At 35.7% G+C, this 16,190-nt stretch carries 7 protein-coding genes; 3 read left to right on the top strand and 4 right to left on the bottom strand.

What is annotated here, in order from left to right; translation table 11 throughout:
• Nucleotides 1–653 precede the first annotated feature (653 nt).
• From EKM02_RS11840 to EKM02_RS11830, 3 genes are all read left to right on the top strand, one after another.
• Nucleotides 654–3,605, top strand: coding sequence for a SusC/RagA family TonB-linked outer membrane protein (locus tag EKM02_RS11840; RefSeq protein ID WP_126455411.1), 2,952 nt, complete (start codon nucleotides 654–656; stop codon nucleotides 3,603–3,605).
• A gap of 15 nt (nucleotides 3,606–3,620) precedes the next feature.
• The gene (locus EKM02_RS11835; RefSeq protein ID WP_126455409.1) at nucleotides 3,621–5,315 is read left to right on the top strand and encodes a RagB/SusD family nutrient uptake outer membrane protein; all 1,695 of its coding nucleotides are present in this window, start codon (nucleotides 3,621–3,623) and stop codon (nucleotides 5,313–5,315) included.
• Between the two features lie 251 nt (nucleotides 5,316–5,566).
• A complete protein-coding gene (locus tag EKM02_RS11830; RefSeq protein ID WP_126455407.1) occupies nucleotides 5,567–7,366 on the top strand; it encodes an alkaline phosphatase in 1,800 nt (599 codons plus the stop codon).
• Between the two features lie 68 nt (nucleotides 7,367–7,434).
• On the opposite strand, the gene EKM02_RS11825 is transcribed toward EKM02_RS11830, so the two are convergent.
• From EKM02_RS11825 to EKM02_RS11810, 4 genes are all read right to left on the bottom strand, one after another.
• Nucleotides 7,435–9,354 (bottom strand): metallophosphoesterase family protein, encoded by a 1,920-nt coding sequence (locus EKM02_RS11825; protein WP_126455405.1) that lies wholly within the window; start codon nucleotides 9,352–9,354, stop codon nucleotides 7,435–7,437.
• Between the two features lie 664 nt (nucleotides 9,355–10,018).
• Complete coding sequence (locus EKM02_RS11820) at nucleotides 10,019–12,301, bottom strand: GH92 family glycosyl hydrolase (protein WP_126455403.1); 2,283 nt, start codon at nucleotides 12,299–12,301, stop codon at nucleotides 10,019–10,021.
• A 182-nt stretch (nucleotides 12,302–12,483) separates the two neighbouring features.
• Complete coding sequence (locus EKM02_RS11815; RefSeq protein ID WP_199878487.1) at nucleotides 12,484–13,788, bottom strand: GH36-type glycosyl hydrolase domain-containing protein; 1,305 nt, start codon at nucleotides 13,786–13,788, stop codon at nucleotides 12,484–12,486.
• A 19-nt stretch (nucleotides 13,789–13,807) separates the two neighbouring features.
• Nucleotides 13,808–16,177 carry a GH92 family glycosyl hydrolase gene (locus tag EKM02_RS11810; protein WP_126455401.1) on the bottom strand — a complete coding sequence of 790 codons (2,370 nt, stop codon included), beginning with the start codon at nucleotides 16,175–16,177 and terminating at the stop codon, nucleotides 13,808–13,810.
• Nucleotides 16,178–16,190: the final 13 nt, after the last annotated feature.

Here is a 16,190-nt window from a genome sequence, read left to right as displayed (position 1 = left end):
TTGCAAAAACGTTTTTGCAAGTGTTTAATTAAATATTTTTATCTAATAATCTGTATCGGTTATTCAGGACAAGACAGAATCAGAAAGAATATTAAAAAAATTTTTATGTTTTAGTACAGAGTATCTTAGGAATATCCCTTTTCCTTTAAAATAAATGAGGAAAGTTTTTTTAAAATGGTAAAAAATTATATTATACAAAGGTTAAATTTTTATTATCTGTTTGGTCTATTATTTTAATTTTATTTTTAACGCATTTGTTTCAAAAATTTCAGTCTGAATGATTTTTTTTTAATAAAAATTAGTCATTATTTCTAATTTAAGTAATTTATTTGAAGAGCTAATTTGCTTCTAATTTTAAAAAAAAAAATATCTAATTCATTGTATTTGTTTTTTTTAAAAATAAATAGCTTTAATATTTTTGATATTAAATAGCTGTAGAATATAAGTAATTAAATTAATGAAAGGTAAAAAAAGTAAATAGATTTTCTAAATGTAAGAAGTCGTTTTGTACTTATTTTACGTTATTTGTATTTCTATTTTTTTAACTAATATTCACTTTTTCTTGTTTAAAATTTACTTTTTCTTGTTTCTTAATTAACATTTGTTTGGCAATTATCGACTTCATTTGCCCGGTATAAACAAATTAATAAAAAATGAAAAAAATTAAATTTTTGATGCTATTTCTTTTAATGGTGTTTTCTGTGGACTCTTGGGCACAAACAGAAGTGACAGGAGTAGTATTAGATGATGCAAATTCTCCAATACCAGGTGTTAATGTTTTGGTAAAGGGAAATAAACAAGGAATAGTAACCGATTTTGATGGTCGGTTTAATATTAAGGCATCCGTTAGCGATGTTTTAGTGTTTTCTTATATAGGATTTGAAACACAATCAGTAATCCTTAAAAACTATAATAAATTAAATATAAAGTTGCAATCAAGCGCTCTGCAATTAGATGATTTGGTAGTAGTTGGATATGGTTCTAAACGAAAGAGTGATGTTACAGGTGCAGTTACTTCTGTAAAAAGTGATCAGTTTAATCGTGGTATCGTTACCTCTCCAGAACAATTGATTCAAGGTAAGGTTTCGGGGGTTAACATCACATCAGCAAGCGGAGAACCAGGAAGTAATCAAACCATAAGCATACGTGGTCAAGGTGGTGTTCGTTCGGGAAGCACGCCTTTATTTGTTGTCGATGGCTTTGCTCTTGATAATTCAGGTACAGGAGGAGCTACCAATCCGCTTAGTTTTATAAATTCTGATGATATAGAATCAATTGATGTATTGAAAGATGCTTCTGCAACTGCTATTTATGGAGCAAGAGGTGCTAATGGTGTTATTTTGATTACTACCAAAAGAGGAAAAAAAGGGGTGTCTAAAGTAACGTATTCTACTAGTTTGGGGACTTCAAGTATAGCTAAAGAAATCCCGGTTTATAGTGCTGACGCTTTTCGATCAAGAGTTGTTGAAATTGGCGGAGAGCTCACGGATTTAGGGGGCTCTACTAATTGGCAAAAAGAAATTACGAGAGCCGCTTTTACACAAAATCATAACGTATCCTTAAGTGGTGGCGCTGATAATATGACTTATTTTGCCTCTATAGGAAGTCAGGATCAGCAAGGAATTATAAAAAATAGTGAATTAAAAAGACTTTCTGGTAGAATTAATATTACTCAAAAATTACTTAACGATAGACTCAAGATTGATTTGAATCTGAATGCTACTAACACCATTAGCGAGCGGCCGGCCATTGAAAGTCTTATAGGTACTGCATTAAGTCTCAATCCTACTTATCCTGCTTATGATGAAAATGGAGCTCCTTCTATATTTCCGGATGTTTTTAATCCTCTGATACGTCTGAAATTGTATGAAGATTTGACTCAAACGAATCGTATTATAGCTAATATTTCTCCTTCGTTTGAAATCATCAAAGGATTGGATTATAAACTCAATTTTGGTGTTGACAACTCCAGTTCTGATCGCGATATTCAAAATAGACCAAGTACTTTACCTCAAGAGGATGGTCGGCTTGATTCTTTTTATAGCAATAATAAAAATACTTTGATTGAGAATTACATCACCTATAATTTTGATTTAGGGGAGAATAATTTTTCGCTTTTGGCGGGGCATTCCTTTCAAAAAACATTTGTACAATACCGCCATTGGAGTATTGACCGATTTAAAGATAATGGTATCGATCCAAAATACAATCCAGGTTTGGGTCAAGAATTGGATTTAATAGATAATATGCCTTCGGGATCAGCGGTTAAAAATGAATTACAATCGTTTTTTGGGAGATTGAATTATAGTTTTCAAAACCGGTATTTATTAACTGCGACTTTTCGTAGAGATGGTTCTTCAAAATTTGGAAGTAACAATAAATACGGAAATTTCCCTTCTTTTTCTGCAGGATGGAAAATTTCTGAAGAAGAGTTCATGCAAGCAAGTCCGTTCAGCAATTTAAAGGTAAGAGCTGGTTGGGGTCGAACAGGAAATCAAGAAATCCCATCTAAAATCACACAAGCTTCCTCGACAACCTCAGTGAGTGGTAGCACCAGTTATCCGCTTTATCCGACAGGCACTTATCCTGGGGGAACTACTTTTGCTCGATTTGCGAATCCAGATATTCAGTGGGAAGTATCTACACAAACTAACGTAGGTTTGGATTTTGGATTCTTTAAAGGCGCTTTATCTGGAACAATAGATTATTTTAATAAAGTTTCAGATAATATTTTACTTGAAGTGGTGCCCTCAGATCCCATACAGCCCGCTTCGACGTATTGGACTAATGTAAAAGACATGACTATTACCAATCGCGGTTTGGAATTCGCACTAGCGTATCAGTATAAAAGTGAGAAAGGAATTTCATTTGGATTTGGTGGTAACGTATCTTTTATTGATAATAAAATCGAAAACTCGCCATTTACGGTGCTCACTACAGGAAGTGCTTCAGGCTCGGGACTTTCCTCGGCTACGATTAACGGTTATGTAAACGGTCAACCGATTGGTACTTTTTTTATGAAAGAGTTTATTGGAATCAATGATCAAGGAATGAGCCAGTTTAGAGATGCCAATAATGATGGTTTGGATACCGATGCAGATCGTGTTGTAGCCGGAAGTGCATTGCCAGACAAATTATTTAGTTTTTATGGTAATCTAGCGTACAAAGCATTTGATTTAAACTTTAATTTTAATGGTGTTGCTGGAAATAAAATCTATGACAACACAGCCAATTCCAATTTCTATAAAGCCCGCTTAGCCAAGTCATTAAACACAACTGCTCCAGCAGGAGAATTTTCTTCGGAGTCGATTACAAACCCGGCTTCTATTTCAACACGATACTTGAAAAATGGCGCTTTTCTTCGCTTAAACAATGTATCTTTTGGCTATACTTTAAAACCAGAGTCGATTGGCGTTGGAGATTGGATTAGTTCCATGCGATTTTCTGTAACCGGACAAAATTTATTTGTCATTACGGATTATGACGGTTATGATCCAGAGGTCAACTCAGATCGATCTGTAGCTGGAGTCACTTCTTACGGTATCGATTATTTGAGTTATCCTAAAGCAAGAACATTCCTATTCGGATTTAATGTTTCCTTTTAATTAAATACAATTCACATGAAAAATAAAATAATACTATTACTGACCGTTTTTACCACTTTATTGCAATTTGGTTGTACAACACTTGAGGAAGAAGTTTTAGACGAGTCCCTAACTGGCGGTGCTACATCTGGTGCGGTTGCCGATGGAAGTATTGCACCTGCTTATGCTGTTTTACCGGGATTATTTTTACACACCAGTTATTTTACACTTCAGGAAATATCAACGGATGAAGCTATTTTGCCTTATCGAGGAGGAACTGATTGGGGTGATAATGGGATTTTTATTGATATGCATCGTCATACTTACAGCAGCTCCCACATTCGAATAAAAGATACTTGGGGATCCATTACTCAAGGTATTTCGAGATCCGTGACAGCAATCAATGCACTAAGTCCGCTGGCAGCAAGCAATCCTGCGGCTAAACTTTATTTGGCTGAGGCCAAAGGGCTACGAGCGTATTACTCTATGTTGAGTTTAGATCTTTTTGGATTAATTTTTGTAAAAGAAAACCCTGCGGAAATTTCTACTGTTTTACGTGGTTCTGAAGCGGTAGATTATATTAAAAACGAATTTTTGTCTATTGAAAATGAGGTTTCTAAAACTTCAGGACCCGGTCGTATTACGCAAGGTGCTGTATGGGGACTTCTATCTCGTTTGCACTTAAATGCTGCAGTGTATCGGAATCCATATGCAAGTACTTTTGATTTCAAATCAGAGGACATGGATAAGGTTATTTTGTATACTTCTAAAATTATTGAGTCCGGACAGTACAATCTTTCCTCTGAATATTTTGAAATATTTGATGATGAAAACCATACCAACAAAGAGTTAATCTTTGCTGTTGATCAACGAGCAGAATTGAACGGTCATAATCGTTTGGCTTATTTCTCCTTATCCGGCGACCGGTTTCCGCTTCCCGCATTTGTAAAAGCAAATGGAACTGACGGTCCAGCCATTACATCTGATTTTTATCAGACTTGGGTCGTTGCTTATGGCTCTAAGGATCCCGCAACAATGGATCCTAGATTTTCTAAAAAGAATCTTATAATACCGGCGGATTCGTGCGTTACGGCAGCTAATTTTGAAATTGATCGCGGGATCATCAGAGGCCAGCAATATGGATTACTTACCACTGCTAATGGGCAACCCTTTGCTCGTTGTGCTGACGGAATTGGATATAAAATTGGTAAACTGAGAAATATAACTCGAGCGGATAAAACAAAACTAGTCAACCATACAGAGAAAATAGATTTTACAGCAGAAGGAAGTGGGTATAGTAGTGGGTATAGAGTATTGAAATATGAGTTCAGTAAAAAATCGGATAACGGGAGAAATAGAGGAGATGCCGATATTGTTATTCTTCGCTTGGCCGATGTGTACATGATGCGTGCCGAAGCTAAACTTCGTAAATCAAATGATGCAGGTGGAGCACTAGCCGATGTAAACTTGGTAAGAGCTTCAAGAACAGCCCGAATTGTTCCGCCAGCCTTAACTTCAATGAAACTCGATCTTTTGTACAGAGAACGTGGATTTGAATTTTACTGGGAAATGCTCAGACGTACGGATATGATTCGTTTTGGAAAATATGAAGGAACCTGGACCGAAAAAACGGATGGTAATGTTCAGAAACGTCTTTTTCCAATTCCACAATCTGCTATTGATGGAGCTTCAGACAAGCCTGGATATTTAGTTCAAAACGCAGGATATTAATTGGATCAAAAAAGTGGTTTTAGCATGGTTTTAAAGGAGAAAATTAAACTAAGCTACTGAATCACGTCATAAAATATAATTTTATTAAAGACCTTTCGGTGAACTCTAATAGCAGCCGAAAGGTCTACATAATTAAATACGGTTCTCGATACATTTTTTGTTCCGTTTTACTCGACAAAAAACACTCGAACTGATGTTTTAAATAATTAAACCCAACGAGTTAACACTACTCTTTTTTTACAATTTATACTATGACCCAATCTATTAAAATTTCAGTTCTGGCCTTGCTGTTTTCTTTGCAGTTCATTCAGGCACAAGACATTCAAAAATATAAAATACATTCTCATAATGATTATGAACAAAATATTCCGTTTTGGAGCGCTTATGCCAATGGTTTGAATTCTATTGAAGCGGATGTTTTTTTGAAGGATAACAACTTGTATGTAAGCCATACCGAGACCGATATCAAAAAAGAACGTACCCTTGAAAAGCTGTATTTAGATCCTTTGCAACAAGTAATGACACTAAAAATGGGAAATCAGCAACCCATACAATTACTGATTGATATTAAAACCGAGTCTGTTGCAACGTTAAAAAAACTGATCGCTGTTTTAGAAAATTACCCCAATGTAATAAACAATAAAAATTTCTCCATTGTGATATCTGGAAACCGACCAGAAGCAAAAACATATACACAATACCCTAATTACATTCAATTTGATTATCAAAGTTTTGCTGGTATTCCAGAAAAAGAACAATGGGAAAAGGTGGCGATAATCAGCAAAAGTTTCAGTGAATTTTCATCTTGGAACGGAAAAGGACGTCTTACTGCCGAAGATTACAAAAAGGTATCCGAAGCAATCAATAAGGCGCATAGTTATGGAAAACCATTCCGTTTTTGGGGTTGTCCAGATTCTAAAACCGCATGGAAAACGTTCAAGGATCTCGGAGTCGATTTTATAAATACCGACATGCCTTACGAGAGTTCACGCTATTTGAATTCCTTAGACAGCAGAGTTTTTTACAATACGATTGATTCGCCGGTTTACACACCTACTTATTTGTCTGACAAGAAAAACAGTCCAATACAAAATATAATTCTGCTTATAGGCGACGGGAATGGACTTGCCCAGATTTCTAGTGCTGTTTTGGCTAATGGTGGCCAATTGACACTGACGCAATTAAAATCGATAGGGTTTATAAAAACGCAATCTTCTGATGATTTTACCACCGATTCAGCTGCAGCAGGCACCGCATTAGCTATTGGTAAAAAAACCTTCAATCGGGCAATTGGAGTGGATTCCTTAGGGATTCCTACTGAAAACATTATGGAAGTCCTTAGCAAAAAGGGTTTTAGTACGGGTTTAATCACCACGGATCATATTACAGGAGCGACCCCTGCGTCTTTTTATTCGCACCAAAAAGAGCGCGATATGACAGCAGCCATCGCAAATGATCTTATAAATAGTAAGATTTCACTTTTTATGGGTGGCGGAAGCCGAAATTTCGCTGCTGGTTTTTCTAAAACTGATTTTTCAATTTTAAATTCCATTGCAGATGTTGCCAATAGTAATAAGAATCAAGTTGGTCTTTTTTTCTCTGAAAATACGGTTCCCAGTGTTTTAAAAGGACGTGGAAATTTATTGGCAGAAGCCACAAAAAACGGATTGGAATTTTTGAATGCCAAGAATAAACCGTTCTTTCTTATGGTTGAAGGCGCTCAGATTGATTCCTACGGTCATGCGAATAATGTACCCGGAATTGTTTCGGAAGGAATTGATTTTGACAAAGCGATAACCGAGGCTATAAAATTTGCGGATCAAACCGGCAACACTTTGGTTATTGTCACCGCAGATCATGAGACATCGGGGTTTACACTACCGCAAGGAAATTTAAAAGACAAAATGATTGAAGGCGATTTTACAACTGATGATCATACTGGAATTATGGTGCCGATATTTAGCTATGGACCGCAATCGGATATTTTTTCTGGTGTATATGAAAATAATGAAGTTTTTCATAAAATCAAACAAGTATTGGAGCTTAAATAATTTGTTTGTATTCTCATAAAAATTAAATCTAAAGAGAAAAGAGATATCAATAAAAGGTATCTCTTTTTTTATTTTTGAATAACACCCGATTTCAAATCAACAAAAAAATGATCTGAAGGAGCTCCGTTTAAGAACTTATTCAGAATGGTCAGAAAAAGAATTGTATTTTTTGCTGTTTGATTTTCAGGATTTAATTTTCTTCCCTTTTGATGGTCAAGATACGAAGCGATAATAAATTGATATTGTTTTATTCTTTCTTTACCAATTTCGGCTATAGCCAATTCATCAGCACTTCGAATGCGATAAAAGTCGGTGATCAGCTCTAAACCAGACCATTTAAAATCACTTTGATTGAACTGATTCTCTTTTAATTGTTGCTTTAGTTTGTTTTCTGCTTTTTTCCAAGCTTCCTTAAAATTGCTCTTGCGGTTTATAATGGTATTATAATCTGCTGTAGATTCTATATTGGCGAGTAGGAGCAATTCTTCAGCGGAAACTTCTAAAATAAAATTTTTAAATTCTTCCGGCCAATCGTCTGGTAAAAAGCGTAATCTGACCAATTCTTTCAGATGGAAATCGGTAAAATCGAGATAGTTTTTTGTTTCTAAAATGTCCTTATTCCAGAGGTCTGCGGTATTTTGGCTTTTCAAAAATTCATATTCTATTTTATAAAGATCAAAAAGTTCATTGAATCGGGGCACTTCAGTGATTGGTATCGTTTCAATTTCCATGATTTCATTTTCTTTGACAGTGAGCAGTTTGTAGGCAGGAATGTAGGCTGCCAAAGAAGGAGTTTGAATGTTTACCAGCGTATTTCCTTTTTTAGTTTTTCGAACACCTGTGTCGTTGATGTGCATGTGTCCGCCAAAATGGATTCTCAATCCGGCATCAGCAAAGGTTTCTGCGACTTCTTCCTTCGGAACACGGTTTAATTGCCATTTTCCTTTGCCCATTAATTTTTCAATTTCAGTGGACGCATCATCATTAAATTCTACCATTGGAAAGTGGCTGAATGCGATTAGGGTTTTCCCTCTCTTTTTAGCCTCTACGTTTATTTTTTCAATCCATTTTATCAGGTGTTTTTTATGAGAAAGCACCTTATTGTAGCCTAAACCTGCATCAGAATACTCTTTGGAGTCCTTTGAGTTTTCAGAAGCCTCTTTTTTTGGAATATAAATATTACCATCAATAGCCAGTAACCAAAGTCCCGGAACGGGTTCTACGACATAGCTCACATCAGGCACGGAATATCCCGGCGTTACGGAATAGGTTCTATTAGTCAAAGAAGAGGCTTCTGTTGCTTTTGTATAAGTATAATTGTCTAATGAATAATTGCAGAAAGGAGTGGTCCAGAATAAATCGCTTTCTTTTGGGGAAAAACCAAAATCTTTCAGTTCAGTTGTAATACCGAGATATCCCATTTTGGCAATATCTTGGGTTATTACTACCGTATTTTCATCATTGCTATTGGGTTTATATAATCCTTTTTTACTAAAAATAGGCTGGCGTTTTCCTTGATTGCCCAAAAAATCATTTTTTCCAGATTCCTGAGCAAAAGGTCCGGCAGGATCATGATTGCCTGTGGTGATAAAGAATTGGATCCCATATTTTTTAGTATAATCAGTAAGGATCTGCCTTAAACCCCGAATGTGAAGTGGTTGTCCGTCATCACTATAATCACCCGGAAGCGCCACGATTTTTATTCCTCTTTGTACAATATCATCTAGGGCTGCGAAAAACGCAAAATAGTTTTCATTAAAAATCCGAGTCGAATGTAACTGCGATTCCATCGTTCTTAATAAAGTATGCTTTCCGTTCTTAGGATTGGTGATTCCTTTATAATCGCTGTCTTGTAAGGTTCCATATATATCCTGAAAATGAACATCTGCCAGAAAAGCAATTTTTAATTCCTCGGGTGGAGCCTGCCCTTTTGAAACAGTAGAGTAAAGACAAAGCAGAAAGGATAAATATATTATTATACGACTCATAGATGAAGTTTATATATTGAGGTTTTAGTTGTATCGAACGGTACAAGGGTAACCAAAAAAGGATACAAATCCTTTAAGAGAATGTTATTTTTCGGATTAGGTTTTAGATTTTGTTGGTTTTTTAGCAATTGCAGAGGATATTAGGCCGTTTGGGTTCTCGATTAATGTGTTGCTAAGCGTTTATTAAACAGTTGTCCAGTTTTTGTTGTAATGACTCGAAGTCTATATCCTCACCACTAAGTTGAACTCTTTAAAAGAACCCATTCATATCATAAAAAAGAGATAGATATTGATGAATTTTGTTCTTAATTTTTTTCTTTTTAAAATCCCCATCTGTATGTTCAGGATCTTAATATAATCTGTTGGATGCAATGATTAAAATATCAGTTTGCGTGTTTTTAAGTAGTAAAACGGAACAAACTTCTCGATACGCTTCTCACTCGAAGTGACGTGTATCAAGAACCGTTTTAATTAAATTTTTCTTGTTCTCGATACGATTTTATTCCCGAGACTTGGGGAGAAAATCACTCGAACTGACGAAAAATTATCATCAAAAACTAATTACATCTAAAGAATTTAATATACTTAAAAACAATGCTACACAATTGTATCTGTGAAAAATACCAGAAAATTAATCTTTTTAATGGGGATGTAAATTTTTGATTTATTTTTTAGGTTTAGATCCCATATAAAAAGTCAATTTGCCTCCAGCAGTAATATCATTGTGGTTTATAAACAAAGTTGGTAAGGGCTTGCCATTTAGTACTATTTTTTGAACATAAACATTTTTGTCTTTTTGATTTAACACCTCTATGATAAACATTTTACCATTTTCTAATGTCAATACCGCATTGTTTACCAAAGGGGATCCAATAGTATATTCAGTTGAACCTGGAGCAACTGGATAAAACCCTAATGAAGAGAAGATATACCAAGCACTCATTTGTCCGCAATCATCATTTCCTCCCAAACCATCAGGTGTTGGTTTGTATTGCATTTTCATTATTTTTCTAACCTGATATTGTGTTTTCCAAGGTTCATTTGTCCAATTGTAAAAATAGGCTACGTGGTGCGCAGGCTCATTTCCGTGCACATAACCACCAATTATTCCTTCTCTCGTAATGTCTTCTGTTTCAGCGAAAAATGAATCAGGTAAATGCATGGAAAATAAAGTATCTAAACGATCTGAAAATGCGGATTTACCACCCATTTTGGCAATCAATTCAGTTGGATTATGTGGAACAAAAAAACTGTAATTCCAACTATTTCCTTCAATAAATCCTTGGCCGTGCGTTGTCATAGCATCAAAATTACTTTTGAAAGTACCGTTTGCTAATTTGGGTTGCATAAATCCTGTTGTTGGATTAAAATTGTTTTTCCAATTTGAAGATCTTTTTATAAACTCTTCATAAATCTCCTGTCGATCTAATTTTTTTGCTAATTGAGCTATACACCAATCATCATAGGCATATTCTAATGTGTTTGAAACTGAAGTGCCACTTTTTTCATCAGGTATAAAACCTAAATCCATATAGGTGCCAATGCCTTCATAATTTCGATGTTTTGCTGTTGCCACACAAGCATCCAGCGCTTCGTTTGGGTCGCCATTATAAACCCCTTTTATGATCGCATCTGCAATTACTGAAACACTATGATAGCCACTCATGCACCAATTATCGTTGGAGTAATGAGACCAAATTGGCAGCATGTGTAAGGCGCTTTGCTTGAAATGCGCCATCATTGACTTTATCATGTCATTATTCCGGGAAGGTTGAATTATGTTAAAAAATGGATGCAATGCCCGATAGGTATCCCATAAGGAAAACGTACTGTAATTTGTAAAACCATTGGCTATATGAGTGTCTTGATCTAAACCTTTGTATTGTCCGTTTACGTCAGTGTAAACCGTAGGGTTTATAAAAGTATGATAAATAGCGGTGTAGAAGTTTATCTTATTGTCTTCGGAAGCTTCAATTTTAATCTTGTTCAGTTCGTCATTCCATAATTTTTGAGCATCCGTTTTAACTTTCTCAAAATTCCAATCTTTAATTTCGGATTGCATATTTTCTAAAGCATTTTCTTGACTAACCGAGGACAGTGCGAATTTTATTTTAATTTTTTCGGCTTCCTCGGTTTTAAAATCAAAATACATGCGTATTTTTTTTCCGGCGATTTCCGGAAAGTTTTTTGATTCATCAAATTTTCTCCAAAAACCACGATACGATTGCTTTGTGTCATAATTTTTTTGTCCGTAATTGGCAAATGGTTTTGAAAACGACATTGCAAAATATACGGTTCTAGTCCGTGCCCAGCCATTTGTTTGTCGGTAACCTGTGATTAGGGAGTCATTGACCACTCTTATATATGTCCAAACATTTTTTTCATCGTAATTATAAATACCAGCCATTAAGTCAAGGATGATGCGACTTTCATCCGATTTTGGAAATGTGTATTGATGCATTCCTACTCTGGTAGTTGCCGTCATTTCGGCAATAATAGCATGATCATCCAGTTTTACTTTGTAATAACCAGCTTCGGATATTTCATTAGAATGTGAGAACGCAGAGCGATACCCGCTTTTTGTATCCGATGCCGTTCCGGGATTCAGTTGTAGTTTTCCTTGTGTTGGCATAACTAAAAAATCGCCAAGATCAGAATGACCGGTTCCACTCAGGTGTGTGTGACTGAATCCTACAATGGTTTTGTCTTCATATTTATATCCTGCGCAATATTTGTAAACATCACCATTATATTTTCCGTTTAATTCATAGGATATGGTATCCGTTTCGGGACTTAATTGTACGGCTCCAAACGGCACAGTTGCCCCAGGATAAGTATGTCCCATTTTTTCTGATCCAATGATTGGTTTTACATATTTAATTAAATTTTGTTGCGCACTAATTAAATTTAAATGGAGTAGGAGAATACTAAATATGAAGTATTTCATTTGTTGTAAATATTAAAGAGTTATTTTTTAAACATTTATTTTAGGGCTCGAATTAATCGCTAACTTACAGCTCTGTTTTTAAATTTCACTATGATACAATATTTAAAATTAATTTTTAGTACGGGTAACTATTGAAGAATAGGAGGCAAGCTGGGAATTAGATGGATACTATTAGTTCTCTTTTATTCTTGGACGGATTGAGCGTTTAGTTGCTCAATAGCAGACCAAAGAACTCCGGCAGACCCTCTAAATTGGCCAGAACCCTTTGGTTCTCCTGCAGGAGTCCACCATTCGTAGAATCCTTTGTGTAGTATTACTCTGTCCAGCATCGGAGAAAGCGCTTCATAGGCTTCCTCATATAAGCCATAATGAATTAATTGTTGTACCATTCGGCCACCAAACCAAGTCCAGTCTCCGCCATTTTGGTAACCATATTCACTCATTCCTTGATTTTTAAAAAAACCATTAGGGTAAACGGGATAAAGAGTGAGTCCTATACTCTGCGCTCCTGCTGCTTTCATATTCGCTTTCATTTTTGCGAACGCTTGTTTTACTTGTTTTTTGTTCAATAAACCCGCCTCAATTGCAATAGCAGTACCCCCATGATAATAGATTTTATTTTCATCAAAGTCAGAAGGGAAGGGAGAGTCTTTTAGGTAAATATGAGTCCTGTATTTATTGTTTTTTTTGTCCCAAAGGTGTTTTTCAGTATTACTTATTATTTTTTGTTTGATTTCAAGCCAAGGTTTCTTTTGAATGTCAAAGGCTAATAAATCAATATAATTATTTAGTGCAATAACAAACATGGCATTGTCATAAATATCAATTGCAAAATGACTGGAACTGTCGATAACTACACCCCAATCATGCTCCGGTTGAACGTCACCCCAATCGGCTGTTGTAGCTCCCCAAAGTAAGCCGTATTTTTTATCAAAACGGTGTTCCAGTAAAAAGGTTAATGCTTTACCCATGAGTTCTTCTACAGTGCTGTTGTCAATTTTTTCTTTTAAAATGGAGTGGTCTCCAGTAGCTTCTATATATTTGTATATAGCTTGAATAAGCGAAGTTTCCTGATCTGTTTCCACGGTGTTTTTGTGGGCTGCAAATTCTGGTGCGAGTTTGCTGTAATAAAAAACACCACCACTACTGGCATTTTTAATTTCAGTATAACCATCCATGATGTTACCGTCTTTTCCCTGGAATTTAAAAAAGGTAAGCAGAGCCTCTTTCAGCTTTTCCTTATCGGCGACTTTAGTAGCGAGATCGGTAAAAGTATTCAAATCCCGAATCCATACTTCGGAATAACCATCTCCTGCGTTAAAACCAGAGGAAACGAGCTTTCGCGCTTTTTCTGATACTGTTTTTAAACGGGTATCTGTTTTGATTTTATACACTAATTCGGGCTTCATAACCGCTTTTTGTCCTGTTACAGTTAAGGATAAAAAGAATAAGGCTGAGAGGATTAAAAAAAGAAAATATGTTTTCATAATCATATTATTAGATTCGTTATTGAATAGGTTTATCAGACATGTCTAGTAACAGTATACCGCCTTTAGTTATTTCAGAAAAGGGAATAGCGGCCTTAAATTGTTTCTTGCCGTTCCATTTTATGTTTTTTAGATAGAAATTATTTTTACTGTTATTTCTGGTTTCAATACTGAATTGTTTCCCTTTGTAATAGTCCTGATTCAAGTTGATGGTTAGTTTATCAAATAGGGGACTTCCAATTTGGAATTCTGGATTTTCCTTTGTAAGACCGCCTACATCAAACAAACCGATAGCAGCCATAACATACCAAGCACCTAATTGACCCTGATCTTCATCTTGACCGTATCCATAGCCATGGATTCCTTCTGTACCATAAAATTCGTCACAAATAGCACGGGTCCATTTTTGGGTAAGATAGGGTTTGTCAGAGAAATTAAATAGCCATGAAATGTGAAGGTTGGGTTGATTACCATGATTGTATAGTGTTTTTATTCCTGCAAAAGCATCAATTTCTTTACCACCCCCAAATACTGTTTTGCGAGAAAGAGTAAAAATGCTGTCTAATCTATTATTGAAGGTTTCTTTTCCAATCTTAGCAATTAAACGTTCCGGATCATGCGGCACATAGAAGGTATATTGGATTGCATTACCTTCTTGAAAACCTTCCCATGGCGCATAGGGGTCGAAAGGATCTGTGAATTTACCCTGTTTGTTTTTAGGACGAATTAATTGTGTTTTTGGATCGAATAGATTTTCCCATGATTTAGATTGTTTCATTAACTTATCATAATCCTCTTTTTTGCCCAGTTGCTTTGCCATCTGAGCTACAGCAAATGAGCTAAAGGCATATTCTAAGGTGTGAGAAGCACTAAATCCAGAGCCTTTGGCATTACTTTTTCCAAAAGCTTTTGTAAAATTGATGTAGCCTGATTTTACAAAAGGTTTGAGGTCCATTTTACCAGCGCCTTCGGGTCGATTTTTCCAAGTGATTTCATTTTTAAGTGCCGCTTCGTAGGCGAGATCAATATCAAAATCTCTTATTCCAGACGAATATGCAGACGCTATAATTAAGCTGACAAAATTGGTGCCTACTCCAGAAACAAAGCGACTGTTAGCTATTCCATCTCCAAGCCAGCCGGTTTCCTTATAGACCAGTAATTGACTTTTTATAAAGTCGGAATAATATTCTGGATAGCCTAAAGCCCAGAGTTGTGTGAGATTCCAAAAAGCGCCCCAAACAGCATCAGTATTGTAATGATTGTGTAATGGAACTCCCTTATTATTCAGAGTAATTTGTCCAATACTACCATCATTTTTAGGATATTGACCATTTACATCACTTGCAAGACCTCTTCCAAGAAGAGCATGATATAGTCCTGTATAAAATTTTATCTTTGACTTTTCGTCTTTGCTTTCAACGGCAATACGTCCTAATTGATCATTCCATGTTTGGGTTGCCAATTGTTTGGCCTGCTCAAAGTTTAATTCAGCCGCTTCAGCTGCTAAATTGAGTCTTGCATTTTGAATAGAGGTATAGGATAATCCCATTTTAATTTCAATTTTCTCTTCTTTTTCGGTATCAAAAACCAGATATAATCCAGCACCAACTCCTTCGATACTTTGATTATCAGCATAGATAGTATCGTTTCGAAAAGTACCCCATGAATCCGGTTTTTTACTAATTATAGCAGAAAAAAATATGCTCACAGTAGCTCCTGGTTGATACACTTTGACATATTCAGGCTCCGTTATTACATATCCTTCTATTTTATTATGATCGACGAGCGTTACAAAAGCTTTTTTTACCTTACCGCTTTCCCCTTGCTGATTTCCAATGTCAAAAATTAGATTTGATTGCTTGCTTTTAGGAAACGTGTATTTTTGAAATGCCACCCTATTCGTTGCTGTCAATTCAGCTTTTACATTATAATCTTTAAGTAACACAGCATAGTAACCTGCAGTCGCAAATTCATTTTCTTTATTGAATCGGGATCGATATCCTTGGTCAGGATTTTCAAGTTTTGCTGGGACGGTTTGAATATCACCAACGGTTGCAGCAGTAACAATACCTCCAATTTGAAATTCATGGAAAGCGGCAAAACCTTCGATGGAAGTATGGCGGTAATCATATCCAACGGCTTCCCAACCGGAAGCATTTCCGTAATGCCCATTAGTTGAGGGGCCTAATTTTGCCATTCCAAAAGGCATAGCAGCGGGCGTATAAAAAAACCAACGCGAATGCGCTGTACCTATATTCGGTTGTACATAATTGATCCATTGTATTTGGTCAATTGGAGTTTTTGTAGTGCTATTTATTTTGGTTTGTGCTATTAATTTTAGGTTTATAGCAGTGCCAATTACAATACAAGCAATTAAATTTTTTTTCATAATTCGTGTTTCA

The organism is Flavobacterium sp. RSP49, from assembly GCF_003968735.1.
Taxonomy (GTDB): domain Bacteria; phylum Bacteroidota; class Bacteroidia; order Flavobacteriales; family Flavobacteriaceae; genus Flavobacterium.
Note: the sequence above shows the minus strand (reverse complement) of the source record. Positions and strands in the feature narration are given on the sequence as shown.